Raw genomic sequence first — 26,194 nt, 5'->3', positions numbered from 1 at the left:
GGGCATAGATGGCGTAGGCACAGAAAGAAAATGGTACCTGCGCGGCGGGCCCGGCTAGTTCGCTGGCTCAGAATCCCCTTCCGGCGCGGGCGATTCGGCGCCTTCTCCGCTGCCGGCTTCCGGGGCGGGTGCTGTTTCTTGGTTCTCGCCTTCCGCACCATTTTCCGCGGCGTTCGGCTCCGCGCTGGGCGCCGGGCTAGCATCCGCGCTCGGTTCGGCCCCGGCCTCATCATCCGGGCGGGCGGGCTGCTTGCCACCCCCGGTAATCAGCTCAAAGACGGCGGTAGCGGGAGAAGCTGCGCCGTCGGCAAAAATAGCTTCCGCCTTGTACGTGCCCGGTGTGGACAGCGAGCCCGAGCTGCCACACCCGGCGCCCTCGTTCCCGCCCGGCCACGTCACCGTGGTCACGGCGTCCATCCCGCGATCCAGCAGCAAACGGCGATGCTCATCCCCGACCTGGCACGCCGCGGTATTCGCCACCTGGTGCCCGCCGGACGTAATCGACACATTGAGATTGCCCCACCCGGCATCCACATAACACGGATTCGTAGTCGATTTATTCGTCAGCTCCACCGAGAAAGACACCGGCGCGCCCGCACCGCGTTCGTTATTCGTCACCCGCATCCGCAGCATATCCGGAGTGCAGGCCACCGGCTCGTAGAAAGTGGTCGGGACCGCAGCCTGGGCTTCCGCGTGCTCCTGAGAACGCGAGGCCGCAAACTTAAACGTCACCACCGCGCCAATTACGATCGCGAGCGCGGCAAAAATCCACAGCCAATGCTTCGGTTCCAAACGCGCAAAAATCGAGGTCTTTTCCCGGACCCGGCTCTGGGCGCGCAGGCCGGCCGGTGCTGGGCGGCGCCGGCGGGTAGATGCCTGGCGCTCCCGGCTAGTGCCCTGGCGGGCGCGGTCCTGGCCTGCGCGTTCGCGGGTAGTGCGCTCTCGAGTGGTTCGTTGTCCTGCGCGTTCGCGGGGAGAGCTCTCCCGAGTGGTCCGTTCCCGGGCGTCGCGCCCCCGATGCACTTGCTCGCGGTCTGATCGCTGCCGCTTTGCGCGTTGCTCACCGGAGCGTTGCCGGCTTACGTGCTGCTGGGCTGAACCTTGCTGATCTGCACGTTGCTGACCGCTACGCGACCGGCCACTGCGCTGCCGAGCCGCCGGTGCACTCGCCTGGCGACCGCGCTGCCCGCGTTCCGAAGGTGCCGATTGCGCCGAGCGCCGCGGCCGCGCAGCCTGCGCCGCGCGTTCCGAGCCCCGTTCCAAGCCGCGCTCTTTCCCTCGAACCGAGCGCTCACGCTGGCTTTCCCCGCGCCTCACTCGCGCGGTTCGCCCAGCCTGATCCTCGCGCCGCTCGCGGCCACGCCGCGGCGCACCACCCGTGTGCCGCTGTGGCGCGCGGCGCTCTCCGCCCGTTTCTTTCACGGATCCACGGTACCAAAACGTGCATAATCCCCGCGTTTCCGGCACACTACAGATAATGCTCAAGAATCTTTTAAGGTGGTACGACGGCGCAGCGCGGCCACTACCGTGGCGCGCGCCCGGCACCTCCCCATGGGCGATTCTGGTATGCGAAGTGATGAGCCAACAAACCCCCGTCGCCCGGGTCGCGCCCGCCTGGCGAGCCTGGCTGGAACGCTGGCCCACCCCGGCCGACCTCGCCGCAGCCTCACCCGCCGATGTGCTCATTATGTGGGACAGACTCGGCTACCCGCGCCGAGCCCTGCGCCTGCGCGAATGCGCTATCACCCTGGTCGAACGGCACGGCGGCCGCGTCCCGCGCACCCGCGAGGAACTCCTCGCCCTGCCCGGCATCGGCCCCTATACGGCCGACGCCCTCCTCGCCTTCGCTTTCCAGGAACGCTCGGTCGTCCTCGATACGAATATTCGCCGGGTGCTCGCTCGGGTGTACGACGGCGCCGCTCTGCCGCCCGCCCATCAAACAGTTCGGGAACGCGAGCGGGCCGCTGTGCTTGTTCCCGCGGACGGCCCGGGCGCAGCACGCTGGAACGGGGCTCTCATGGAGCTGGGAGCCCTGGTGTGTACCGCACGCGAACCGGCCTGTTCGGGATGCCCGCTACGCGCCGAATGCCGCTGGCTAGCTGCCGGGAAACCAAAGAATGCCGCCCCGCGCACCACCCAGAAATTCACCGGGACTCAGCGGGAAGCCCGCGGAAAAATCATGGCTGTCTTGCGCAAGCGCCGCGGTGGGTGCAGCCGCGCTGACTTGGTGCGCGGAAGCAAGCTGGCTGAGGAGCGTTTTGCTCCCGCCCTTGCCTCGCTCTTAGAGGACGGGCTCGCCCAGGAAAGCGAAGGCCGCTACCACCTACCTATCGCCGAGAGCGTGGCCGCCGGGGTGGCCCAAGTCTGAGGTGCCGCCGGAATCGGAGTTGACACCGCAGTGGCTGGAGCCGGGGTGGCCCAGAACATCAGCTAGAAATACTGCGGTATCCGCGATGACGCGGCCCGCTTCGGGCAGAAGCCGCACCCGCTGGAGAAAAGCGTGCATCACCCCGGGAATAACCTCGAGGCGTACGCGCACCCCGCTCGCCTCGAGGTGCGTGGCCAGCGCCTGACTATCGGCCAGCAGCGGATCGCAGTCCCCCACCGCGATGAAAACGGGCGGGCAGCCGCGCAGTTCCGTGTGTAGTAGCGCGATATCCGGGGCCGTGGCCCGCTCGGTGGGCGAAGAAAAATAAAGGGAGTCGTAGTAGGCGCGATCCGCGGGGCTCATTCCATCGGAGGTATCACCGCCATCCGCAGTATCAATATCGCTTGTAGCATCCGTATTGCATGCGGGCTTGCCCAGCGATTCGCAAGCGGCAGCGGCTGCGTTGGCCACGGCAGGAGCGGGCAGGCCGTACTCGCCGTAGTACAAAACAAGCGCAGCTATCCGCTCGGTAACCGGCCCCCGCGCGAACCGCCACCAAGTCCCTAAGCTCAGGGTTGCCCCGCAGGAATCCCCCGCCAGCACGATAGGGCAGTCGGGAAAGCGGCTGGCCAGCTCGATGACCGCGTCCTCGCATTCCTCGGATATGCGCGGGTAGCGTGCCCCAGGCGCCAAGGTGTAATCCACGCTCACCACCGCGGCGTCGGTAGCGGCGGCAAGCTCGCGGGTGAGACGGTCGTGGGTGGCCGGGCTGCCCACGCAGTAGCTCCCGCCGTGCAGATACACGATGATGGCCGAACTAGCGCCCGCCGGGAGCTGCGTCGTCGTACCTAATTCGGTAGGTGAAAGCGCGCCGCACCCCGTGGGCCGCGCATCCTGCCCGGGCGAATAGACCCGCACCGGGACCGGGCCGTGCCGGGTCGGAAGCGTATCCGCGCGCCACGCAACCTCGGGCCCGCCCTCATTCCACCAGCGGTGCTCGGCTTCGTAACGCGCCTGCATGGCGGCGGGTTCCCCGTGCCCGTGATGCGGGAGGGCGAGCCGGGCGTCCTGCGCCAAGGCCGCCCGCATCGAGGCCGATAATCTCACGTCCGAGCTAGACATAAAGTCATCATAAAGGCCCGAACCGCCCCGGTACGATGAAGGAATGCCTTGTAGCCCCGCGCTGCTCGCCATGCCGAGCCAGCTTTCCGCAGTCCTCACGAATAAAAGCCTCCTCGCTAATACCTCCCTCCTCACCGGTACCACCTTCACGCCCGTGCCCGACGCGGTCGGCGGCCAGCTGTGGCTTTCCGCCCTCCTGGCGGCACTCCCACTCCTGGTGTTCTTCGTGCTCCTCGGGGTGTTCTCCGTCGCCACGCACTGGTGTTCCCTTATTTCCCTCGGCCTGGCCCTGGTCATCGCCGTGACCGGTTTCGGGATGCCCGCGGACCTGGCCGGACTCTCCGCCCTGCAAGGCGCGGCGTTCGGGCTTTTCCCCATTTGCTACATCGTGATTATGGCGGTGTGGCTCTACAACCTCACCGAGAGTTCGGGGCGCAGTAAGGACGTGCAAGCGGTTTTCGCGGCGCTGGGCCGCGGGGATATGCGAGTGCAGACCATCCTCATCGGTTTTATTTTCTGCGGCCTCATTGAGGGACTGGCCGGATTTGGCGCGCCGGTTGCCATCAGCTGCGCCATGCTGTTGGCCATCGGCCTGCCCCCGGTCAAGGCCGCGCTGGCCACCATGGTGGGCAACGGCATCAACGTAGCCCTGGGCGCCATGGGCATCCCCCTCACCACAGTGGCCCGCATGGGCGGGGTGGCTGATCCCATGGACGTGGCCGCGGTAGCCGGGCGGATTATCCCGGTGGTGGCCGTGGGCGTGCCCCTCCTCCTCGTTTTTATCGTGGACGGCAAACGCGGGGTGAAAGACACCTGGCCGGTAGCCCTCACCGCCGGCATCGGCATGGTCACCGGGCACGTCATCGCCTCGAATTTCATTTCTCACGAACTCATCGCTGTGATCGCCTCCCTCCTATCCTTCGCGCTCACCGCCGTGCTGCTTACCCGCTGGCGCCCGGCCCGCACCCCGGCCGAATTCGCCAGCGCCCCCGCGCGTGAGAAAATCTCCGCCAGCCGGGTATTCCTGGGCCTGCTCCCCTACCTGCTGGTTGTGGTGGTCCTCGCGGTCACCAAATTGTGGCGGGTCACCGTTCCGGGCACCACCGGTGCGGGCTGCGCGGCCAGCGCGAGTGGAGCTGCTGGCACCGCCGCCCCGCGCCGCATTGAATTCCTGGCCCAAACCGATATCAGCTTCGGCTGGCCGGGCCTGCACGGGCACCTGGTGGACCAGGCCGGTAACGCACTGTCCACCACCACCTTTACGTTCAACTGGCTCTCCTCCCCGGGGACGATGCTGTTCCTCACCGGAGTGGTGGTCACCGCGGTGTACGCGCGGTGTTCCTCCGGCGGGCGCTACCCCTATTCCTTCCGCACCGGCCTGGCCACCCTGGGTGCCACCGTGGCAAACCTAGCCGTGACCGTGGGAACGATTGCCACCATTATGGCCCTCGCCTACGTCATGAATTTCTCCGGCCAAACCCAGGCCATCGGCGCCTTCATGGCCCTGGCCGGCACCGCTTTCGCGGCGCTTTCCGCTTTCCTCGGGTGGATCGGCACGGCGGTCACCGGCTCAGCTACCTCTTCGGCCGCGCTCTTCGGGAACCTGCAAGCCACCGCGGCCGCCGGGGCCGGCATCGACCCGCATCTTCTCCTGGCCGCCAACCAGCTCGGGGGCGGGCTCGGGAAAATCGTCAGCCCGCAAAACCTCGCGATTGCGGCCACCGCGGTACGCGCCCCGGGCAGCGAACCGGAGCTGCTGCGCCGCGGAGCTGCCTATTCGCTCGGGTTGCTCGCGCTTCTGACCCTCGTCGTCGTGCTGGCCGCGAGCGGAGTGCTGAGCTTCATCACCGCGTAAAACGGACGCGTGAGCACTGCGGCTAACCAGCCGGCGCGCGCAGCGTAGCTAGCTAACCGGCGCGCCCGCCGTACAGCTAGCCAGCCCGGGCGCACTGGCCTACCCTGGAGAGCATGGCTTTTGAACAAATTACCGACGCTGTTGCTTTCCACGCCGAAGGCCCGGTGTGGTCAGACAGCTGGGGCGGGCTGCGTTTCGTGGATATGCTAGCCGGCGACCTGCTCACTCTGCGTAGCGATGGCGGGGTGGATCGCCTAGCCACCGGCTCGAAAATCGCGGCATTTGTGCGCCCGCGCGTGCGCGGAGGTTACGTCGTCGCCACCGAACGCGGGCTGGCCTTGGCCGATACCGCCACGGCCGCCCCGCGCGCGGCCGCAACCCTGTGGAACAGCCCCGCCTACCGCATGAACGAAGGCACCGCGGACCCGTGGGGCTACCTCTACGCCGGCTCGATGCCCTACACCCGCGACGCCACCACCCGCGGCACCGCGCGCCTCTATCGCATCTCCCCGACCCTCGAGGTCAGCGTGGTTGTGAGCGACGTCACCACCTCGAACGGCATCGGTTTTTCGCCCGACCGCACCCGTGCCTACTACATCGACACCTCCACACGCGCGATTTCTGTTTTTGAGGTCGACGACGCCGGGGCACTCCAGCATCGCAGCGACTTCCACCACGTGGAAGGTGCGAGCCCGGACGGGCTGACCGTCGATAGCGAAGGGAATGTGTGGGTGGCCCTCAACCGGGCCGGCATCATCCGGGTCCTCGATCCAAGCGGGCAGATCGTGCAGGAATACCAGCTCCCGGTGACCGGGACCACCGCGGTGACCCTGGGCGGAGCAGACGGTAAGGATGTTTTCGTGACCGTCTCACGCGAAAATGATGATTCGCGGGGCGCGGGGGCGCTGTGGTGGATGGACGGGCCGGTAGCCGGTCAGCCTACCTTGCCTTTTGCGGGGTAACACCGCCGGTATGGGCAAGCACCGCGCCCGCGTCCACCCCGAGCCGGGCCTGGCGTGCCCGCTGTAAGGCGCGCAGTGCCTCCCAGGCGCTCTCCTGCCCTAGTAAAACCGCGTCAATGAGCTGATCCTGTGCCTGCGCGAGCGTACTATCAGCGCGGCTAGCATCAGCGCTGCCGGCCTCAGCCCGGCTGGCCGCGTACAGCATGGTGTGGAAAGTGAGCGGGCGGTGGAGTGCTTCGAGGCGCTTCGAGCCGGAGACTTCCACGAGGGCGTGCAGCACCCGGCTGGGCTGCTCCCCGCGAGCCGCGCGCAGCGGGCGCAAATCCGGATGGCCGGCCATAATCCGCGCCAACGCCAGGGATTCACTAATCTCCAGCAGCGCCACAATCTCCGGGATTTCGGAGCCTTCCACGGTAACCACCCGCGGGTGTTTACGCGCCTCACGCTCCACCAAACCGTCCGCGATCAAGGATTCCACCGCGATGCGGGCGGTGGAGCGCGCCACTGAGTATTCCTCCGCAATCGCGGCTTCGGCCAGGCGCTCCCCGGGCGCAATATTTCCGGAAAGGATGCGTTCGCGCAGGTGGTCAGCCAGATCATCGGCAAGCCGGCGAGCCATCAGCACTCCTTTCCTCCGCGGGATAACGAGCTGGGTGAGTGCCCGCTCCCGCCTTATCCTAGGTAAACTGACTGTCAGTTTCCACTGTGATTTTACGCCATCGCGCGGGCACGCACGAAAGGAGGGATCATGGCCGCCACGCGGTTCCCACCGGGCTGCACCCCCGCCCCGGATTATTACCGCTGGCGCGCCCACGTATTCCTCGTTGTCTATATCGGCTATGTGTTCGCCTACACCACCCGCAATAACCTCAAAGTGGTCTCCGCCCGCTTCGTCGAGGAAGAAGGCTGGTCCCTCTACCAGGTCGGTTTCGTGCTCAGCGCCTTCACCCTCGCCTACGGGTGCGGAAAAATCATTTTCGGTATGGTGGCCGACCGCGTCTCGCTGCGCCGGCTCTTCGGCGGGGCGCTCATTATTTCCGGAATCCTGTGCATCATCACCGGCTTCCCCAGCTCTCCCCAGGCTATCGCGGCTCTGACCTTCGCGAACGGACTGGTGCAATCGGCCCTCGCCCCGGCCGCCCTGGTGCTCCTGGGGGCCTGGTATCCCAATTCTTCACGCGGTTCGCGGGTGGCGATTTGGAATACCTCCCAGAACCTGGGCGCCGCCCTCCTCCCGCTGCTGGCCGGGGCCTTCACCGGCTGGAGCCTGGCCCGTTTCCACATTTTCCTCATCCCGGGCCTGCTCACTATCGCGGTGGGCATCTGGGCCTACCGCACCGGCGCAGACCGCCCCTGGCGCCAGGGCCTGCCCACCCTCACCATGCTGTTCGGCCCGGCCGGCACCCCGCAGCTGAGCACCCGCGCGGACGGCTACTGGCCCACGGTGGTGCGGGCGGTGCTCACCAACCGCTGGATCCTCACCCTGGTCGGCATTAATACGCTGCTATATTGCATCCGTTTCGGGGTCATCAACTGGATAGTTATTTTCGCGGCCGCCCATGCCACCGGGCGCGACGGGGAAATCGCGCTGGCCGGCGCCGAACTGGCGGCAATCCCGGCCTCCTTCGCTTTCGGGGCTTACGCGGCGCACCACCCCAACCGGGCTTCATCGGCCGCCATGAAAGCGATGCTGGTCTTGGCGGCGGCGCTCGCCGCCTGGCCCCACCTGGCTTTTAGCAGTTCTTCGGTAGCCTTGGCGCTGCTGCTCGGCGCTCTCATTTACGGACCCCAGGTGAGTATTAATATGCTCACCCTCTCCCTGGTTCCCGATAATGTGGCCGGGGCTGCCACCGGGGTGGTGGGCGCGGCCGGCTACCTGGCCGGCGAAACCCTCGCGAATTTCCTCATCCCCCACCTGGTCACCGGCTACGGCTGGACGGTGGCCTACACCAGCCTCGCTCTCACCGCCCTCATCTGCGCGGCCGGGTACGCGAGCCTGCGCGGCCCGGAAATGCGCAGCCTGCGGTATTAAGAACGACGACGCAGCTAGCTGGCTGCCAGCACACCCGCGCGGGGCCCGAATCCTCGGGCCCCGCGCCGGCGTCGTCGTACATTATGCAGCGGTAACTATTAGGCCTGCACCACGGCCTGTTCGCGCCGCGAGAGCGAGAGGTACATCACCCCGGCCGCCACCGCGATGCCGGCGAGCAGCGTGAAGGAGGCCGCCCAGGAGAAGCGCTCGGCGAGGATCGGCATAATGAGGTTCGCACCCATCTCGCCAACGATGTAGCCGAAGAGCCCCACGAAACCGACCGCCACCCCGGCCGCCTTGAGCGGCACGAAGTTGAGGGTGAGAATATTGACGATGAGCTGCGGGCCGTAAATCAGCGCGCCCATCAGCCCGGAGACAATGAGGAGCACCACGTAATTGTCGTTGCCCATGTAGACCCAGATGAGGCCGGCCAGGCACAGCAGCCCGAGGAAGCCCACCACGGACTGGCGGTTGGGGAGCTTGACGGAAATCCAGGCGAAGAGGAAGGAGCCGGGAATCGCGATCCATTCCAGCACCGAGAAAGCCGTGGAGTACTGCGCTTCCGTGAAGCCCATTTCGGTGCCAAGGAAGGCCGGCATCCAGTTGAGCACCCCGAAACGCAGGAAGTAGAGCGCGGCGTTGATGAAGGCCACGGTGAGGACCAGCGGGGAGGTGAAAACGAAACGCACCAGGATATGCCAGTAGCTTTCGTCGGGGGTTTCGTCGGTATTCGGTTCGCCGGCCTTCCCGTAGATCTGGCGCAGGGTGGGCATGCCTTCGGCTTCGGGGCGGTCCCCGCCGTACTTCCAGAAGAAGATGGAGAGGCCGAAGACCACCAGGCCCGGGCCCCAGAAGGCAATCGCGCCGCCGCTGGGCCCGCCCAGGGCCAGCAGCCAGGTGATCATGAGGGGCAGCAGCGCCCCGCCCAGGTTCTGGGAGGTATTCCAGATCGCGATACCGGAACCGCGGGTTTTATTCGGGTACCAATTCGCGATCATCGCCATGGACGAGGGCGCGAGCGCCCCCTGCGCGCAACCGAGCAGGAACATGAGCACCGCGAGCAGGTAGAAATTCGTGGTAAAACCGATGGCAACGCAGAGCACCGCGGAAAGACCCAGGCAGCCGGCGAAAATGCGGCGCAGGGAAACGCGGTCGGAAAGCATCCCCATGAAGAATTTCCCGAAGCCGTAGGTGATGGTGAACATGGTGAGCACCAGGCCGATTTGCGGCAGGCTCCAGTCGTTCTCCAGGCGCAGGGCTTCGGAGCGGAGTTTGAAATTATTGCGGACCAAATACGCGCATACGTAGCCGAGGTAGGCCACGAAGAACACCATGCCGCGCCGCCTGAGGTACTGCGCGAAAGTGTCCGGGTGCGCGGCGGCGAATTGCGCGCTGGTGTCCTCGGATTCCGCGGCGGGCGTGGCCGGCCGCTTATCGTCACTCGATGACATCACTACTCCTCCTTGAGCTGAACTGTATGTCAGTTTAAGGAGTGTAGCGCACTATTGCCGCAGTGTGGTAGTCCCGGGCGCTTTAGGCTTCGCGGTTGATAAACTCCCCTCCGTCGCGCAGCGCCCGCACATTGGCGAGGATCAATTCTTCGGCACCCACGGGCCGCCCGCCGGCGGTATGCGGAGTAATAATCGTGGCCAGGTCCCACAGCGGCGAATCCGCGGGGAGCGGCTCGGTGGCGGTCACGTCCAGGCCGGCGCCCGCGATTTTTCCTTCGCGCAGCGCGGCGGCCAGGTCTTCTTCGTTCACCGTTTTTCCGCGCCCTACATTAACGACGACGGCGCGACTGGGCAGGGCCGCAAAGACGCTCGCATCCACCACATTGGCGGTGGCCTCAGTTGCGGGGAGGATGAGAATGAGGACATCGGTATCGGCCAGGATCTCATCGCGCTGGGCGAGGTTGGCGCCGTCGTACACCTCAATATCACCTTCGGTGCGCCGGGAGGTGGCCAGGCCGCGCACCTGCGCCCCGAAAACTTTGAGCATCCCGGCCAGGTGGCGCCCGATATGCCCGTAGCCCCAGATGGTTACCTTCGCGCCGAGCAGGCTGGTCAGGCGCCCGCCGGGGCGCAGTTCGGTGAAGAAGATACGGTCGCGCGACCAGCGGTGGTTGTGCTGTTCTTCGGTGGCGATGCGCAGGTCGCGCACCAGGTAGAGCGCGAGGGCGATGGCGTGTTCGGATACGGTGGCGTCATGCAGGCCGTTCGCGGTGGCGAGGACGACTCCGGCGGGCGGGTTGGTGGCGTGCAGGCTTTCCGCGCCGGCCATCATGCCCTGGATGAGTTTGAGCTGGGGAAGCTGGGCCACGTGCTCGGTCGCATTCGGGTCGAGCCAGACCACGAGCGCTTCGGCGTCGCGGTGTTCTTCCGGGATGGGTGCGTTCACATCGAAGGTCACCCAGGTGATGCCCGCTTCGGGCGGGAGGGAGAGGTCAAAGCTATTGGGGAGCAGTACTTTCATGGCTTTAGCCTAGTCCGGTGCAGGCGCGCATAACAGGGCGAATGCGCCCGCGCGGTGAGAGAAACTCCGCGCGCGGTTGCGCGAATTTCTGCGCGCTCCCACCTAGAAGCGGATGGCGTCAATCGGTTTGATGCGCAGCGCCATGGTGGCCGGGATAATTCCGCAGAGCGCTCCCACTCCGGCGGAGATCGCCAGGCCAATAAAGGCGGCCAGTATCGGGTATCCCACGCTATCCACCGAGAAGGGCAGATCGAGCCACCGGGCTATGGGCGCGGTGCGGATGGTGATAATCGAGGCGATGACCCCGATGAAACCGGCTGCCGTCGTCGCCACCACGGATTCCAGGAATACCGAGGTGAAGATACGGCGTGCGGAGGCGCCCATCGCGCGGCGGATCCCCATTTCCCGCACCCGCTGCTTCATCGTGACAATGGAAACGGTCAGCAGGCCCAGGGCGCCCACCAGGATCACGATCCCGCCGATGGCCGCGATAATCGCGGTGACCTGGCGTTCGGTGGATTCCTGGCCGCGCATCTGACTTTCGATGAACTGGCCTTCCACCTGGTAGTTCTTCCCTAGGCGGCCCTGGAGTACGGAGACGAGGACCTTCTGGGCTTCCGCCTCTTCCCCGCGGGGCACCAGTACCGAAACGGTGGAGGAATTCATGGGGGAAAGCTGGGTCATCGCGGCGGCGGCCATGCTCTCGTAGGGCACGTGCAGGCGCGGGCTATCCCAGCGCGAGCGGTCCGCGACCACCCCGACCACCGTCATCCGCACCCCGGTGGGTCCGGACAGCGCGATCTGCGGGTAGCTGGCCAGCGATGGCTCGCCCATTTCCTTGTAGAGCATTTCATTGACGACGGCGGGGTTCATGAGGCGCTCGCCATCGGCTTCGGTGAGCCACCGCCCGCGGGTGAGCTGCACGTCGAAGAGCGGGCCGTAGGCCGGGTCCACGGCGAGCATTTCGTAATTCGGTTCCATCATCCCGAACCCGGGGCCACCTCCTTCACCGAACTCGGTGCCGTTGGAGCCATCCCCTACCGGTTCGGCGCCTTCGACCGCGCCGGAGCTTTCCAGCTCGCCGCCGGCACCCAGCTCGCCGCCAGCTTCCGCCCCGGCCATGCTTTCGGATCCCCAGCCCTCCAGGTCCTGAATATCACCGGCGCCACCCGCGCCGGGCAGTACCGGCGGGAAGGCGAGGGACACATAGGAGGTACGCGAGCGGGTCCAATAATTCGCCCCGGCCTTCTCCATGTATTCGGCCACGGTGGTGCTGAAAATATCCTCACTGGCCTGGGCGCCGGCCAGGGTGCCGAGCTGCGCGCCGGTGGGCGGAGCCACCGGATTCGCGTACGGATTGGCGTAAGGATCGGCATAAGGGTTGGCGAACGGATCGGCGCCGCCCTCCCCACCGGTGTTATACACCCCGATATTGACGGTGCCTGGTTTACCCTCCCACTGGGCGAGCTGGTGTTCCCCGGCGGCGCTAATGAGCTGACCCAGGGCGAGCACGGTTGCCATCGCCCATACCGCGGCCGCCACCCCGACGAGGGAGAGAATAACTCGCCCGCGATCCACTCGAATTTCTTCCCAGGCTTCGAGAACGGCCCCGAAAATGCGTGTCATTTTTCCTCCGGCCAGACGAGCCCGTCGTGGATGGTGAAACGGCGATCCGCGCGGGCGGCCACTTTCGGATCGTGGGTGATCATAATGAAAGTGGCGTTATTTTCCCGCGCCATACTTTCCATAAGATCCATGACCCGCCCTGCGGTATCCACGTCGAGCGCACCGGTTGGTTCATCCGCGAGGAGAACCTGGGGGCGGCGCACGAGCGCCCGGGCGAGGGCCACCCGCTGCTGCTCCCCGCCCGAGAGCTGGGAGGGCATCGCATCCAGGCGGTCCCCTAATCCCACCCGATCCAGCATCTGGGCAGCTAAGCTGCGCCGTCGAAAAATAGTGGCGGTATCCGAATACAGCAGGGGCACTTCCACGTTTTGCACGGCGGTGCGGCCGCGGAACAGATTGAACTGCTGGAAAACGAAACCGAAAAGGGAGCCGCGCAGGTGGGCGCGCGCCGATTCGCTCAAGTCGGCCACGTCGCGGCCCTCAAAACGGTAGGAGCCGGTATCGGGCAGGTCGAGCATCCCGATGATATTGAGGAGGGTGGATTTCCCCGTTCCGGACTGGCCCATAATCGCCACGTACTCCCCGCGCTCGATGCGCAGGTCCACCCCGCGCAGAATCGGCAGCGGGCGGCCGTTGGGGAGGGTGACGGTACGGGTCACCTGCTCAAGCTCTAACATCACATCCCCATCATCGGGTCGGGCGTGGGCTGCGCGCTCGGCACGTACTGGAGGATTTCTTCGCCTTCTTCCAGCCCGCCGGTGATTTGGATCTGGCGCCCGTCCGTCACCCCGAGTTGCACGGTGCGTTTGGTAGGTTGTGCGCCGTCCGCCGCGGGCAGGTAGACCACACCCTCGCGGAAGCGCCCTTCCACCGCGCTGACCGGCACGGTCAGCACCCCGGTGGTATTGCTCCCCGGGATGGTGAGTTTCGCGGCCGAACCGTCGTAAACCTGCTGTTCAGCGGGAATATCGCAGATAAGCGCCGGTTGCACACTTCCGGACGCGCCATCCAGGCCGCGCGCCTCGGCTTCTTTAGCGCCCAGACCCGCGCCCGCACCGGTTTTTTCCGTAACCGTGCGCAGATTGGTGCAGTCGAAGGGCGCCGGGCCGTTCGTGACCGCGAGCTGGCCGGCCGGCGGCAGCGAAGCGAGCGAATAGAGCTGTTCGGGTTTCACGCTCACCCGGGCGTGGTAGGTGGCCGGAGTAATGGAACCGATGCTTTCCCCGATGGAAACCGGCTGGCCCACGAGCACATCCACCGCCACGGTGCCACCCACCGGAGCGAGCACATTCACGTAACTCACTTCAATATAGGGCTCGCCGGGCACTTCCACTTCGGTGCCGTCCTCAAAAGTTTCCACGGTGGCGGCAGTGGTTTTTTCTTCTTCGTGGCGGATCCGCAGCAGCCGGTCACCTTCATTGACGACGGCGCCCGCTTTGACATCAACCACGTCCACGGTGCCGTTGGCGGTGGCCCGCACGGGGGTGGCCGGATTGCGCATAACGGTGGCATCGAGCGTGAGGGAATTATCGATATCCCCTGGCATGGCCACCACCGTGGGGATGGTGAAATCCCCCTGGGCCACGAGTTCCGTGGAGGTGCGTTGGTTCGGGAAAAATGCGAACTTGACGAGAGCTGCGGCGATGAGGAGGCCGAGCAGGAGCTTGATGACCTGGAAAATGGTGTCAGTTTTCTTCATGGACGGGCACCTTTGCACACGGGAAATAGGATTCGGGAAGCCGGGCGTGGCACCGAACTACTTGGAAGATTACCGTGAAGAGGCCGAAAAATAAATAGGAAAATTCATCACGTTTCTTTTAGCGGGCAACTTACCGGGTGCCAGGCTGGGTTGTTCCCGGCAGCTGGTAGCGGCCTAAGCCGCCCCCGTGCGGAGCAACGCCGCGCAGCTCTATGTACCCGTGCCAGATACGCCACCGCGCCGCGGGGGCTGGGCCTCCGCGGCGCGGGCGTCGTCGTACCGAAAAATTACTTTCGAGCCGGGTTACTTCCTGAAGCGACCGGGTTATTTCCCCAGCGCGCCAGGTCATTCCCCTGGCCGGCCGGGTTACTTCCCGGGTTTAATGAAGGGGAAGGTGATCGTTTCACGGATCCCCAGGCCGGTCATGGCGGTGAGGAGGCGGTCGATGCCCATGCCCATGCCGCCGGTGGGAGGGAAGCCCTGTTCCATGGCGGCGAGGAAGTCTTCATCCAGCTGCATGGCTTCCGGGTCGCCGTTGGCGGCTTCGATGGATTGCTGGGTGAGGCGTTCGCGCTGGATAACCGGGTCGGCCAGCTCGGAATAGGCGGTGCCCAGTTCCATGCCCCGCACGTACAGGTCCCACTTTTCGGTCAGACCTTTCTTGGTGCGGTGCGGGCGGGTGAGCGGGGAAGTATCCTCGGGGAAGTCGTACACGAAGGTGGGTGCGTAGAGCTGGTCCCCGCACAGTTCTTCGAAGAGTTCTTCCACGATTTTGCCGTTCACCCAGAAGGGCGCCACCGCGATATCGCGGGCTTCCGCGAGAGCTTCGAGGCGTTCACGCGGGGTATCCACGGTGATTTCTTCACCCACGGCCGCGGAAACCGATTCGTACAGATCGAGTTTTTGCCATTCGCCGCCCAGGTCATATTCGGTGCCGTCATTCAGGGTGACGGTGGTGGTGCCCAGGGTATCCAGGCAGGCCTGCTGGACAAGGTCCCGGGTGAGTTCGGCCATCGTATCGTAGGTGGCGTAAGCCTGGTAGGCTTCCAGGGCGGTGAATTCCGGGGAGTGGGTGGAGTCGGCACCTTCGTTGCGGAAGTTCCGCCCGATTTCGAAAACGCGATCCACGCCGCCCACCACCGCGCGCTTGAGGTAGAGCTCGGTGGCAATGCGCAGGTAGAGGTCCTCATCGTAGGCATTAATATGCGTTTGGAAGGGCCGGGCTGCGGCCCCGCCGTGGATGGGCTGGAGGATCGGGGTTTCGATTTCTACGTAGCTGCGGCGGTCAAAATTGGCGCGCAGCGATTTCATGACCCCGGCGCGCAGCCGCACCATATCACGGGCGGCCGGGCGGGTGATGAGGTCGAGGTGGCGCATCCGCACCCGCGATTCTTCGTTGAGGGCAACGTCTTCGCCGGCTTCGTTCTGGTAAATCTTAGGCAGGGGGCGCAGGGCCTTGGAGGCCATCTGCCATTCGTGGGCGAAAACGGAGAGTTCGCCGCGCTTGGAGGCCCCCACATGCCCGGACACGAAAATGAAATCGCCCAGGTCTACGTCTTGTTTGTAGGCGGCCAGGCGTTCTTCGCCCACGTGCGCGAGGGAGAGAATCACCTGGAGGCGGTTGCCACGCCCGTCTTGGAGGGTGGCGAAAGCAATTTTTCCGCCGGTGCGGGAGAGCATGACACGCCCGGCGATACCCACCGACGTCTCGGTTAGTTCTTCGCCGGCCTCAATATCGCTGTATTGTTCCCGGATTTCCGGGATGGTGGCGGTGATGGGAAGTTCGGCCGGGTAGGCTTCGGTTCCTTCCGCGAGCAGGCGGGCGCGCTTGTCCAGCCGAATACGCATCTGTTCCGGGGTTTCACTATCAAGAAATTCACTCACATGGTCATGGTAGACGACGCCGCGCCGCCCGGTCACGTGACGCGGCCCGTATCACCCGATAGACAGGCGGAATATCAGGATAATTCCCGGTTGCTGCCAGGGCTTCGACCGCGGCGATATCGTCCGGGGTGCTATCGCCTGCGGCAAGATCGCCCAGGGCGGAGGCCTTTGCGGCGGAATCGGCCGGCGCACAGGTACCCGAGGCGGATGCGTTTGCGGCGGGTGCCCCGTCATTTTTTTCGGCGACGACGCCGCTAGCTGGCGGGTCAATAAGTTCGATGCCGGCGTCGGCCATGGCGAGCGCTTGTTCTTGGAGTCCGCGGGCGTAGGTGCTGTCCAGTCCGGCTGCTGCGAGCATGCGCTGGACTTGGCCGGCGAGGAGTGCGGTGTGCCGGGAGGCGTGGGTAAGGGCGGCGGCGTAGAGTCCGCGGTTTTCTTCGGCGAGGACGGAGGGTTCTCCCCCGAGTTCGCTCACGAGGGCCATGCCGATGGGCAGGAGTGGCGCGGAGCTGGTGACTGCCCAGGTGGCGCCGATGAGTTGGCGCATATCGAGGGAGGTTCCGGTGAAGGTCAGGGCCGGATGGAGGGCGAGGGTGAGGGCGCCGGCGGTAGCCGCATCCCGGAGTACGCCCGTGCCAAAGCGCGCGCTGGTGTGGATGACGAGCTGGCCGGGGCGCCACCATCCCTGCCCGGCGGCGTGTTCCACGACGCCGGGCAGGGCGGCGTCGGGCAACGCAAGGAGGATGAGGTCTGCGCGGGCGAGGAGGTCTTTGGTTTCGCGCGCGGGTACTCCGGGGAGGAGTGCGTCGAGGCGTTCGCGGCTGGCGCTGCTGCGGGCCACCGCACCGATGATGGTGTGGCCGGCGGCCCGCAGGGCTGCGCCGAGGACGCTTCCGACTTTTCCGGCCGAGATGATCCCTATGGTCATCCGGCCCGGTGTCACTTGCGGCCCCGCAACCGATCATCGATGGCGGAAAGCGCGGCGGTGATGGCCGGTGCGGGAACTCCGAGGCGGGCGGCTTCTTCGAGAACCGCGGTTCCGAGGGAGTGGATTTCGGTACGGTTGCCGTCACGCAGGTCGCGTGAGAGCGAGGAGTGTGCATCGGGTGCGAGGCGGCGCAGCCACGCGTGGATTTCCGCGGGGCGGGTGGGAACTTTTTCCATCGTGGCGATGCGGGCCAGTTCGGTGCACATCGCTTCGGTGAGTTCCGGGGCGCGTTCCATGGCGCGGCCGATGGGCAGCCCGGTGGCGCCGGTCAGGAGGGCCATGGCGCATTGGTTGCGGAGTTTGCGCCACAGCACCTGGTTTTCGGTGCCGCGGAAGAACACGTCAATTCCGCCGTTGAGGAGTACGCGCGCGATTTCGCCGTCCATGGCGGTATCGGGCATTTCCACTTTGAGGAATTGGGAGGTGTGTTCGATGACTCCGGGTGCGGTACGTTCGCTAATGGTGTAGACGGAGCCGGACCAGGATTCCCCTTCGGTGAGGGTGTGGATGGCGCGAGCATGATCGAAGCCGTTGAAGAGCGCCCCCACTTCTTTGGGGCGGGCCGAGCGAATCGACTTTTCGATGCTGGGGAGGGTGTATGCCTTGGTGCACAGGAGGATTTCACTGCCGCGGGCCGGGCTGGTTATTGCCGGCACCTGCGCGGTGAAATTACCGAACCGCTTGGATTTAATAACAATTCCGTTGCGGTTAATAACATCTGCGGTGCGCTCGGTAGCAACAACCGCGACTTTTTGACCGTTGTGCGCGAGAACTCCCGCGATGAGCCCACCAATACCACCCGGGCCGTAGATATTAAGCATGGGAATAATCCTAGATGTAGAAAAATGTAAAAGTGCGGCTACGCGACGTGTTTCACTCTTGTATCGGGCCGAAATCACTTTCAGGAACCTGGCTGCGGCCCGACCCGGGACTATTGTCATTCCCTTGGGGGTACGACGGCGCCGTAGGGGCGCCCGGCTGAGTGGGCCCAGTTGGCTGCGCGTGCATACCGGCCGCCCGCGGTGCGGATACCGCTGGTTGTGCCGCTGGCGGTGCGGGTACCGATGGCGGTGCGGAGGGCCGCACGGCTGATGGTGCGGTGGGCCCGGCCGGAGGTAATTCTGGGTGCCAGCCGCGCGGGCCGTGCCCGCGTTCGCGGACGGTGGCGGTGAGGACGCGGCTGGCGGTGGCGGCATCCATGTGTTTGGCGTGGGCATCTACCGAGAGCCCCACGGTTGCCCAGCGCAGGGTACCGAGCTGGAAGCGGCGCTCAAGTGGGCCTTGGCTAATAATCGCGGATTGGTAGTGTTCGCGCAGCAAAATTGTTACTTTGCGGTACCAGAACCAGCCGTGCCGCATAATAATGACATCCTCGCCCACGAAAATACCCGAGCGTTTCCACCCGATGGGATCCAGCCAGCGTGAGGAGCGCGGGTTGGGGATGAATCCGGGGAGGGCGTTGTCATCAAGAAGATAGCTGCGTAGCTGGGCCAGGCTGGGTACCCCGGTGTGCGGTGGGAGCGCCGTGGCAGTCCCAGTGGCATCGGCAGTTCCAGCAGCAGCGGCAGCGGTAGCGGCCTCGGATGCGGCGTCGGGAAGCACGTCAGCGTCGGCGTCTTTCGCGAAGCCGAGTTCACGCGCAACGGCGAGGACATCCTCGACCGTTCCTACCGGGACCAAGGCATCATTTGCGGTCTTGGCTGCTTCCATCGCTTCGGAAATCGAGCCGGAAATAACGCAGCTTTCTACTTTCCACCATCCGGGCCACAAATTCGGTTTTTTGAAGGCCAGCGCGTGGACGCGATAGGAAGGTAACCCGAGGGTGCGCCGGGATAGGAGCCCTTCTTGTTTTTCCACACCTTCGGCCGTGGGCGAGATGCGAGCTCCCCAATTAGCTTGCAAAGAGCTCACGGGCTGCCATATCAGCGCAATGATAAGGAAGAGGAGGGCGAAGGAACCACCTGCATCGGTAAGCACATAGGTGGTGACCGATCCGGCCACCGTAAGAATCGCGAGGAAGATCCGTGGGGAGAGCACGAGGGAGGCAAGGAACCGCCGCGCGGACATGGCATACAGGTGCGGGCGTACTTCCGGAGCGCTGACGGTGGCAAGATCGGGGACTTCCGAGCTATCTCCGCTGCGCATTTTATCCGCGAGCGAGAGCACGAGAGGCCGCAGTTTTTCAGCGTGGGGCAGCGCCAACCACCCGATCTCTACTTTTTCTCCACCGGAGGTAATAGTGAGGCTGGCTTGGCGCACCAGCCGCGCGAGGAGTTTTTGGGTGACATCCACGCTTTGGATACGATCCCAGCGCACGTGGCGGTGCTGTTTGAACAGCACGCCGCTGCGCATATGCACCCCGTCCGCATCGAACATCCAGGCCATATGCCGCCATTGGATGGCCGCGACGATCCCGGTCAGCGCCGTAACTACCACCGCAATACCCACCGCGATCAGCCAGAAGGAACGCAGCAGATCAACGAATTCACCCCAGACAATTCCAGGCGAATCGGTATCCTCCAGGCGCTTAATCGCGATATAACCGCCAGCTACTACTACAAAGAACCACAACGAGAGTAGCGAGCTCCACGGCGTCCATTTCGAGACCGGCTGCCAGGTGCCCGAGATCGCGGTGCTACTCACTCCGGGCGCAGCGGGTAGCGCACCAGGAACTGCGGGCAACGCACCAGGAGCTGCGGGCAGCGCGCCGGTTACTCCCATCACGCTTCCCGATTCCGGGGATGTTTCGGTGCCGGCCATTTAGACCCCTTCCATTTCGGCTACGCCGAGGTGAAGGAGACGTTCACGCACCTCATCCGCTTCCGCGGTAGGCAGACCGGTGATAACTGCATCCGTTTCCATGGAGGCGGTGTGGAGAGTGACTTTCGCGAGCCCGAAGCGGCGCAGCAGCGGCCCGGATTGCACATCCACCGTTTGGATACGCCCGTAGGGCACCACGTCAATGCGGCGGAACATAATCCCGCGGCACAGGCGCAGCGCAATATCATCCATCGCGTAACCGAGGTGATTCACCTGCCGGGAGAGAATCCGCAGGTGAATCAGGAAACCAAGGACGGGCAGCCCCAGCAGGGGCGCGTAATAGGCGAGCGGTTCGGGGCGCGCAATAAATCCAGCCACCGCGAGCGCGATGAGGAGCACGAGCCAGAAGCACGCGGCGATAATCCACCGCACCGTGAAGAGTTTGCGCGACACCGCGCGGTAATTCCGCCCGGGATCAAGAGGGGTAGTCACCATGGCTTAACGCTACCAAAGGGCTACGACATAAAAATTGGCCCCGAAAAACACCCGCGGGCGGCTGGCTGCGCAATGAAACCGACGCCCCGCTACCGCCGCTCAAGACGGCACCAGGTATCCACGATCCACCCGACTACCGCGAGCACCAGCGCCGCGGCGGTGAGGATCCCCCAGGCCCGCGCACTCGCCCGGGTAAAAGAGGTGGAGCCCAGTGCGCTCATGATCGCGAGCAGGCCGCCCGCGCCTGCCAGGAGCGCCCCGCTGCGCAGCCCCGCTGCCGCGCCGGCTGCCACCCGCAGCGCGGCCAGCCGTGAAAGAGATTCGGCGCGCCCGCGCCGCAGCCGCCGCACCCGCCAGCCGTACCAGAGCAGTACCGCGGCGATGAGGAGTAGCGGCAGCCCGGCGAAGGCGGGCACGGCAACCGGATACGCGGCAAGGAGGCGCCGCAGCGCTTCACCTGCTAAAGCACCTGCCGCGCCCCACCCCAGGAAGGCTCGTAGATTACGCACAGCGGCCGCCCGTATCGGGGCCGACGACGCCGCCGGCACCCGACTGCTCGCTTATCCGGGCGCGTTCCAGTTTTGCGGTGGCCTCCGGATCGATTTCTTGCCAGGGTTCCATGACGAAGGCGCGGGTATGGGCACGCGGGTGGGGCAGGGTGAGAAGCGGGTGGGTGCTGCGTACTCCTTCCACCCATTCGATATCGAGGTCGAGGGTGCGTGCCCCCCAGTGGATTCGGCGCTGGCGCCCGGCCCGTGCCTCAATAGCGCGGAGGGCGGCCAGCACCTCGAGGGGCGCGAGCTCGGTGCTGAGGCGCAGTACCGCGTTGAGGTAATCGGGTTGCGGCTCCTGCCCGGGGGCAAGCACGGGAGCGGTGGTATGGAATGAGGAAACCGCGTCGATATGGGCGGGGAGCGCGGCGATCTGGGTGAGGGCAGCGCGTAGTGTTTCTTCACGCTCCCCGAGGTTTGCTCCCATCCCGATCACCATTTCCCGCGTGGTTCCCGCGCGGGCAATATCGGCCAGGCGCCGCACGGTTACCCGGGCGTCCGTGAAGCGCCCCGGTACGGGGGCTTCGGGTTTGTGTACGGTCACTTCGGCGGCCAAAGCGCCGCGCGCGAGGGCCCGGCCGGCTACCCGCTCCCCCAGTGTTTCAAGCAAGCTCACGGGAGTGCTTTCCCCGACCGCGCGGGCGTCCTCTGCCAGATCCGCGTAGGAGATGGTGGCCGCGAGGTCATCTGCATGGCCGGCCGCGCTGGTGTCCACGAGAGCTGCGACGTCGAAAATAAAAGGATGATCGGCTTCGCGTTCTTCCGCGTAGACGCCGTGGCGGGCGGATACTTCCACGCCGGTGATGCTCACGGTATCCAGGCAGCATCCGAGCATGGCGAGGGCATCGTGAATACGCGGGGGTAGTCCCATCATGACCGAGCGGCCTCCGCAGCTCCCGTGTTTTCGGGGCGTGCTACTCCGGGTTGGGAGGTGGATACCAGTCCGCATTCGCGCAGTTTCGCCACGGTATCCACCGCGATCCGCGAGGATGCTACGTCGTGGACCCGCACCGCCCACACGCCTTTTTCGGCGAAATAGGTGCTCAGTGCCGCGGTGGCGCCGTCTCGCCCGCTGGCGGGTAGGCCTTCCGGGGTGACTTCGGCGAGGAAGCGTTTGCGGGAAACTCCGATGAGGACCGGCATGCCGGCCCACAGGAATTCGTCAATATGGGCCGCCAGGCGCCAATCGTCGTCGCCCATTTTTGCGAAGCCGAAGCCTGGGTCGATAATAATCCGGGTGGGGGCAATGCCGGCCGCAACGGCACCCGCCACGCGCTCAAGAACTTCGGTGCTGACTTCGCGGCCGATAGCGCGGTAGCCGGCCAAGGAATTCATGGTTTGTGCGTCGCCGCGCCCGTGCTGGAGCACGTAGTAGGCCCCGGATTCAGCCACGGTTTCCCACATGGAGCTGTCTGCGCGCCCGCCGGTCACGTCGTTGATAATGCGGGCGCCGGCCGCGCAGGCCCGCGCCGCGGTTTCGGCGTGGTAGGTATCGACCGAGATGGGGATATGCGTGGCTAGTTCGCGTACCACCGGCCCGATGCGATCCCATTCTTCCGCGGGGCTGAGGAGGGTGGCGCCCGGGCGGGTGGATTCCCCGCCGATGTCGATGAGGTCTGCCCCGGCGGCGATGAGTTCATGGCCGTGGGCGATGGCGGTATCGACCGTGGCCCAGCGTCCGCCGTCGGAAAAAGAATCGGGGGTGACGTTGAGGATTCCCATGACGCGGGTGCGGGGTCCCCCCAGGATTTCCGGATCGCGCAGCGGCATAGGTGTTGGCATATTAGGCTCCCCGTTCGATGAGACTCATGGCTTCGGCGCGGGTGCTTGGTTTGCGTAGCATGCCACGCACCGCCGAGGTGACGGTACGCGAACCGGAATTGCGCACCCCGCGCATGGTCATGCACATATGTTCGGCTTCCACCACCACGAGCACTCCGGCTGCGCCCAAACGGTCGCGCAGCGCATTGGCGATCTGGGTGGTCAGGCGCTCTTGAACCTGGGGGCGGCGCGCGTAGCCTTCTACCAGCCGGGCCAGTTTGGATAGGCCGGTGACTTTTCCTTCCGCCCCGGGAATATAGACGATATGGGCTGCGCCGAAGAAGGGCAGCAGGTGGTGTTCGCACATGGAGTAGAAGGTGATATCCCGTACCACCACCATTTCATGGAAGTCCTCCGCGAATTGGGCGTCGAGCACCGCGTCGGGATCCTTGCCCACCCCGGAAAAAATTTCGGTGCAGGCGCGGGCTACCCGCGCGGGGGTATCCACGAGGCCGGGGCGGTCCGGGTCCTCACCGATAGCGCTGAGGAGTTCCCGCACGGCCCGCTCCACCCGCGCGGTATCAACCTGCCGCGCGGTATCGACCAGCTGCGCGCCGTGACGCTGCATATCCACGCCCTGGCTGTCTGCCTGGCTATCCACCTGGCCGCTTCCCGCTGATTCCACTGCGCTCATGCATCCGTCCTTTCCGCGCTCACGCCCAGTATTTTCCGCGCTCATAACCACGAAGATTTAGGCGCCCTCATTTTCCGCGCCGTGCCGGCCGCGCGGGCCGAGCGGCCCGGTGGCAGCATCGGGGAGTTCCGGTGCGGCAAGGCGCGAATCCGCTGCCGCTTCCGCTTCGGTTTTCCCTTCCGGAAGCGGGATGGGCGGGCGCTGCGAGACCGGGCGATCCGGGGCGGAGAGCCACACTTCCCGCTCGGGGGCTTTGACAACATCCTTGAAGATCTCCGCGAGTTCGTTTTCCAGCACGGTTTCCTTATCGAGGAGTACCGCGGCCAGGTGGTCGAGGATATCCCGGTTTTCGGTGATGATCGTCCACGCTTCGGTGAGGGCCTGGTCGAGGAGGGCCCGCACGTTCTCATCCACGGTAGCCGCCAGGGAATCCGAAGTGCGCGAAGCCGCCCCGAAGCTCGCTTCTTCCTGGGCTGTGGGAGCCACCCGCACCGCCCCCACCGCGGTGGTCATCCCGTATTCGGTCACGATCTTGCGCGCGGTTTCGGTGGCCTTCTGGATGTCATTGGAGGCCCCGGTGGAGGGATCCCGGAAAATAATTTCTTCCGCGGCGCGCCCGCCCAGCGCGTAGGTGAGCTGGTCGAGGAGCTGGTTGCGAGTAACCGAATAGCGATCCTCGGTGGGCATAACCATCGTGTACCCCAGGGCCCGCCCGCGCGGCAAAATAGTCACCTTGGTGACCGGGTCGGTATAGCGCAGCGCCGCGGCCGCGAGCGCGTGCCCGCCTTCGTGATAGGCCGTCATACGCCGATCCTCCGGGCTCATCACCCGGCTGGAGCGCTGCGGGCCAGCCATCACGCGATCCGAGGCTTCGTCCACATCCGCATTAGTAATGACGTGGGCGTGGCGGCGTGCCGCCAAGAGCGCGGCCTCGTTGAGGATATTAGCCAGATCCGCGCCCGTAAAACCGGGGGTGCGCTTGGCGACCCCGGCCAGGTCCACATCATCGGCCAACGGCTTGCCGCGCGCGTGCACCCGCAAAATGGCTTCGCGCCCGCGAATATCGGGGGCATCTACCGCGACCTGCCGGTCGAAACGCCCGGGGCGCAGCAGCGCCGGGTCCAGCACGTCCGGGCGGTTGGTGGCGGCGATAAGAACCACCGCTTCGTCGGTGGAGAAGCCGTCCATTTCCACGAGGAGCTGGTTGAGGGTTTGTTCCTGTTCGCCGTGGCTAAGGGCTCCGCTGCTGCGCCCGCGGCCCACCGCGTCGATTTCGTCCACGAAAATAATGGCCGGGGCTTTTTTCTTCGCGGTTTTGAAGAGTTCGCGCACGCGCGAGGCACCCATACCCACGTAGAGTTCCACGAATTCCGAGGCGGCGATGGAGAAGAACGGCACTTGTGCTTCCCCGGCAATGGCCTTGGCCAGCAGGGTTTTACCCGTTCCGGGCGGGCCGTAGAGGAGCACCCCGCGCGGGATGCGAGCCCCGAGGGCCTGGTAGCGGTCCGGGTTCTTGAGGAAGTCCACCACTTCCTTCACTTCTTCCACGGCTTCATCTTCCCCGGCTACGTCGGAGAAGCGCACTTCGGAGACCTCTCCGTCCGCATTGGCGTCTTTCGCCCCGAAGCCGCGCCCCATCTGGCTGCGCATGAACCAGATGAACACCGCGAAGATGAGGATCATGGGCAGGAAGGTGAAGAGCATGGACACAAAAACGTTCTGGGAGGGAACGATTGAGTTATGCCCGCGCTCCGGATTGGCCCGTTCCACCAGGGAGGTGATGTGCTGGCCCTGCGGGTCAGCGTATTGGAAGGTGACTTTCTTCCCGGCGTCGTGCTTATCGCCGTCGCCGTCCATGGTTTTCGTTGGCTCGGTCAGCCACAGGCGCACCCGGTTGGTGCCGTCTGTGATCTGCACGCGCTGCACGGTGGTACCTTCCAGCAGCGCGATACCTTCCGAGGTGGAGATATTGGACCACTGCATGGCCATGAATTGGTTGGTCCCGATAAAAGCAAGAAGCGCCGCGATGACGATGCCGGAAATAACACGCCAGCGCCGCCGGCTGGTGCGTTCTTCTTCGCTGAGCTTATGGCCGGAGCCGGAGCCGCGGGATTTCTTATTCTTCCCGTCGCCGCCCGTACCGGTATCACTGCCCGAGTTGTCCGGCTGGGGCGGGTGGGCCCGGCGCGCCCGGCGCTTGCGCTCATACGCGCTGGGTTCGGTACGGCCCGCTTCGCTACCGCGAGCGTCACTACCGCGTGCCTCACCGCCACGAGCTTCGCTTCCGCCCGGCGCGGTGCCGCCCGGTTCCGTACCACGAGGTTCTTGCTGTTCGTCCACTTATCCTCCGTAAACGTGCGGGGCCAGGGTGCCCACAAAAGGCAGATGCCGGAATTGTTCGGCATAGTCGAGTCCGTACCCCACCACGAACTCATCGGGAATATCAAAGCCTAGATAGTCAACCTGAACGTCAACTTTAGCCGCCTCGGGTTTTCGCAGAATAGCCGCGATCCGCACCGATTGCGCCCCGCGATCCAGCAGGTTCTTCTTCAGCCACGCGAGGGTAAGGCCGGAATCGATAATATCTTCCACAATGAGGACGTGCCGGCCGGTCACATCAGCATCCAGGTCCTTCAAAATCCGCACCACGCCGGAGGATTTGGTACCCATCCCGTAGGAGGAGACCGCCATCCAATCCATATTCAGCGGAGAGTGGATTTTCCGCACCAGATCCGCCATCACCATGACGGCACCCTTGAGCACGCCCACCACGAGCAGATCACCATCGTAATCGGCGTCAATCTGGCGCGCCATATCCTCAAGCTTCGCTTGGATTTCCTCATTTGTGACGAGGATTTTTTCCAACTTATCACCCATATCGGTGTGGTCCATCACCATCTCCTTGAGCAGTTCCGCTGTGCATCT

The 26,194-nt window shown here is 65.1% G+C and carries 23 protein-coding genes; 4 read left to right on the top strand and 19 right to left on the bottom strand.

Annotated features, from left to right (window positions below):
• Positions 1-54: 54 nt before the first annotated feature.
• Positions 55-792, bottom strand: a complete 738-nt coding sequence (locus ACRQHG_RS07515) for a hypothetical protein (protein ID WP_435719884.1) — start codon at positions 790-792, stop codon at positions 55-57.
• Positions 793-1,477: 685 nt separating this feature from the next.
• Between ACRQHG_RS07515 and ACRQHG_RS07510 the strand changes: the two genes are divergently transcribed.
• The gene (locus ACRQHG_RS07510; RefSeq protein WP_435719883.1) at positions 1,478-2,368 is read left to right on the top strand and encodes an HhH-GPD family protein; all 891 of its coding nucleotides are present in this window, start codon (positions 1,478-1,480) and stop codon (positions 2,366-2,368) included.
• Here ACRQHG_RS07510 and ACRQHG_RS07505 read toward each other — a convergent pair.
• A complete protein-coding gene (locus tag ACRQHG_RS07505) occupies positions 2,324-3,490 on the bottom strand; it encodes an alpha/beta hydrolase fold domain-containing protein (protein ID WP_435719882.1) in 1,167 nt (388 codons plus the stop codon). The genes ACRQHG_RS07510 and ACRQHG_RS07505 overlap by 45 nt on opposite strands.
• A 43-nt stretch (positions 3,491-3,533) precedes the next feature.
• Here ACRQHG_RS07505 and ACRQHG_RS07500 point away from each other — a divergent pair, with 43 nt between their 5' ends.
• Complete coding sequence (locus ACRQHG_RS07500; protein ID WP_435719881.1) at positions 3,534-5,345, top strand: L-lactate permease; 1,812 nt, start codon at positions 3,534-3,536, stop codon at positions 5,343-5,345.
• Positions 5,346-5,458: 113 nt separating this feature from the next.
• Positions 5,459-6,307, top strand: a complete 849-nt coding sequence (locus ACRQHG_RS07495; protein WP_435719880.1) for an SMP-30/gluconolactonase/LRE family protein — start codon at positions 5,459-5,461, stop codon at positions 6,305-6,307.
• Here the strand turns inward: ACRQHG_RS07495 and ACRQHG_RS07490 are convergent.
• Complete coding sequence (locus ACRQHG_RS07490; RefSeq protein WP_435719879.1) at positions 6,285-6,926, bottom strand: GntR family transcriptional regulator; 642 nt, start codon at positions 6,924-6,926, stop codon at positions 6,285-6,287. The genes ACRQHG_RS07495 and ACRQHG_RS07490 overlap by 23 nt on opposite strands.
• A 129-nt stretch (positions 6,927-7,055) precedes the next feature.
• On the opposite strand from ACRQHG_RS07490, the gene ACRQHG_RS07485 reads away from it, so the two are divergent.
• A complete protein-coding gene (locus ACRQHG_RS07485; RefSeq protein WP_435719878.1) occupies positions 7,056-8,339 on the top strand; it encodes an MFS transporter in 1,284 nt (427 codons plus the stop codon).
• Positions 8,340-8,437: 98 nt separating this feature from the next.
• Here the strand turns inward: ACRQHG_RS07485 and ACRQHG_RS07480 are convergent, their stop codons facing one another.
• From ACRQHG_RS07480 to hpt, 16 genes are all read right to left on the bottom strand, one after another.
• A complete protein-coding gene (locus ACRQHG_RS07480; RefSeq protein WP_087069933.1) occupies positions 8,438-9,790 on the bottom strand; it encodes an MFS transporter in 1,353 nt (450 codons plus the stop codon).
• Between the two features lie 82 nt (positions 9,791-9,872).
• Entirely contained in the window at positions 9,873-10,811 is a 939-nt protein-coding gene (locus ACRQHG_RS07475; RefSeq protein WP_435719877.1) for an NAD(P)-dependent oxidoreductase, read from the bottom strand.
• A 102-nt stretch (positions 10,812-10,913) separates the two neighbouring features.
• Complete coding sequence (locus ACRQHG_RS07470; protein WP_435719876.1) at positions 10,914-12,437, bottom strand: ABC transporter permease; 1,524 nt, start codon at positions 12,435-12,437, stop codon at positions 10,914-10,916.
• Positions 12,434-13,114 (bottom strand): ABC transporter ATP-binding protein, encoded by a 681-nt coding sequence (locus tag ACRQHG_RS07465; RefSeq protein ID WP_035276747.1) that lies wholly within the window; start codon positions 13,112-13,114, stop codon positions 12,434-12,436. The genes ACRQHG_RS07470 and ACRQHG_RS07465 overlap by 4 nt, the downstream gene beginning before the upstream one ends.
• Entirely contained in the window at positions 13,114-14,136 is a 1,023-nt protein-coding gene (locus ACRQHG_RS07460; protein ID WP_435719875.1) for an efflux RND transporter periplasmic adaptor subunit, read from the bottom strand. Before ACRQHG_RS07460 ends, ACRQHG_RS07465 begins: the two co-directional genes overlap by 1 nt.
• 366 nt (positions 14,137-14,502) lie before the next feature.
• Positions 14,503-15,984 carry a lysine--tRNA ligase gene (gene lysS, locus ACRQHG_RS07455; protein WP_435719903.1) on the bottom strand — a complete coding sequence of 494 codons (1,482 nt, stop codon included), beginning with the start codon at positions 15,982-15,984 and terminating at the stop codon, positions 14,503-14,505.
• Between the two features lie 40 nt (positions 15,985-16,024).
• The gene (locus tag ACRQHG_RS07450; RefSeq protein ID WP_435719874.1) at positions 16,025-16,948 is read right to left on the bottom strand and encodes a Rossmann-like and DUF2520 domain-containing protein; all 924 of its coding nucleotides are present in this window, start codon (positions 16,946-16,948) and stop codon (positions 16,025-16,027) included.
• An 11-nt stretch (positions 16,949-16,959) separates the two neighbouring features.
• On the bottom strand, positions 16,960-17,829 hold the full coding sequence (locus ACRQHG_RS07445; protein ID WP_087069938.1) for a ketopantoate reductase family protein: 870 nt from the start codon (positions 17,827-17,829) through the stop codon (positions 16,960-16,962).
• 52 nt (positions 17,830-17,881) lie between these two features.
• The gene (locus ACRQHG_RS07440) at positions 17,882-19,768 is read right to left on the bottom strand and encodes a PH domain-containing protein (protein ID WP_435719873.1); all 1,887 of its coding nucleotides are present in this window, start codon (positions 19,766-19,768) and stop codon (positions 17,882-17,884) included.
• The gene (locus ACRQHG_RS07435; protein ID WP_284890017.1) at positions 19,769-20,263 is read right to left on the bottom strand and encodes a PH domain-containing protein; all 495 of its coding nucleotides are present in this window, start codon (positions 20,261-20,263) and stop codon (positions 19,769-19,771) included.
• Positions 20,264-20,352: 89 nt separating this feature from the next.
• Complete coding sequence (locus ACRQHG_RS07430) at positions 20,353-20,772, bottom strand: DUF3180 family protein (RefSeq protein WP_435719872.1); 420 nt, start codon at positions 20,770-20,772, stop codon at positions 20,353-20,355.
• Positions 20,765-21,688, bottom strand: a complete 924-nt coding sequence (gene folK, locus ACRQHG_RS07425) for a 2-amino-4-hydroxy-6-hydroxymethyldihydropteridine diphosphokinase (RefSeq protein ID WP_435719871.1) — start codon at positions 21,686-21,688, stop codon at positions 20,765-20,767. The genes ACRQHG_RS07430 and folK overlap by 8 nt, the downstream gene beginning before the upstream one ends.
• Positions 21,685-22,596 carry a dihydropteroate synthase gene (gene folP / locus ACRQHG_RS07420; protein ID WP_435719870.1) on the bottom strand — a complete coding sequence of 304 codons (912 nt, stop codon included), beginning with the start codon at positions 22,594-22,596 and terminating at the stop codon, positions 21,685-21,687. Before folP ends, folK begins: the two co-directional genes overlap by 4 nt.
• A 1-nt stretch (position 22,597) precedes the next feature.
• Positions 22,598-23,203 carry a GTP cyclohydrolase I FolE gene (gene folE / locus ACRQHG_RS07415; protein ID WP_435719902.1) on the bottom strand — a complete coding sequence of 202 codons (606 nt, stop codon included), beginning with the start codon at positions 23,201-23,203 and terminating at the stop codon, positions 22,598-22,600.
• Positions 23,204-23,326: 123 nt separating this feature from the next.
• Entirely contained in the window at positions 23,327-25,609 is a 2,283-nt protein-coding gene (gene ftsH / locus ACRQHG_RS07410; RefSeq protein WP_435719869.1) for an ATP-dependent zinc metalloprotease FtsH, read from the bottom strand.
• Positions 25,610-26,161 (bottom strand): hypoxanthine phosphoribosyltransferase, encoded by a 552-nt coding sequence (hpt, locus tag ACRQHG_RS07405; protein WP_016441812.1) that lies wholly within the window; start codon positions 26,159-26,161, stop codon positions 25,610-25,612. It abuts the gene before it with no gap.
• Positions 26,162-26,194: the final 33 nt, after the last annotated feature.

Origin of the sequence: Actinotignum vesiculae (genome assembly GCF_051267215.1) — a bacterium.
GTDB classification, from domain to species: Bacteria; Actinomycetota; Actinomycetes; order Actinomycetales; family Actinomycetaceae; genus Actinotignum; species Actinotignum schaalii.
This window is presented reverse-complemented; position numbering and strand designations above follow the sequence as displayed.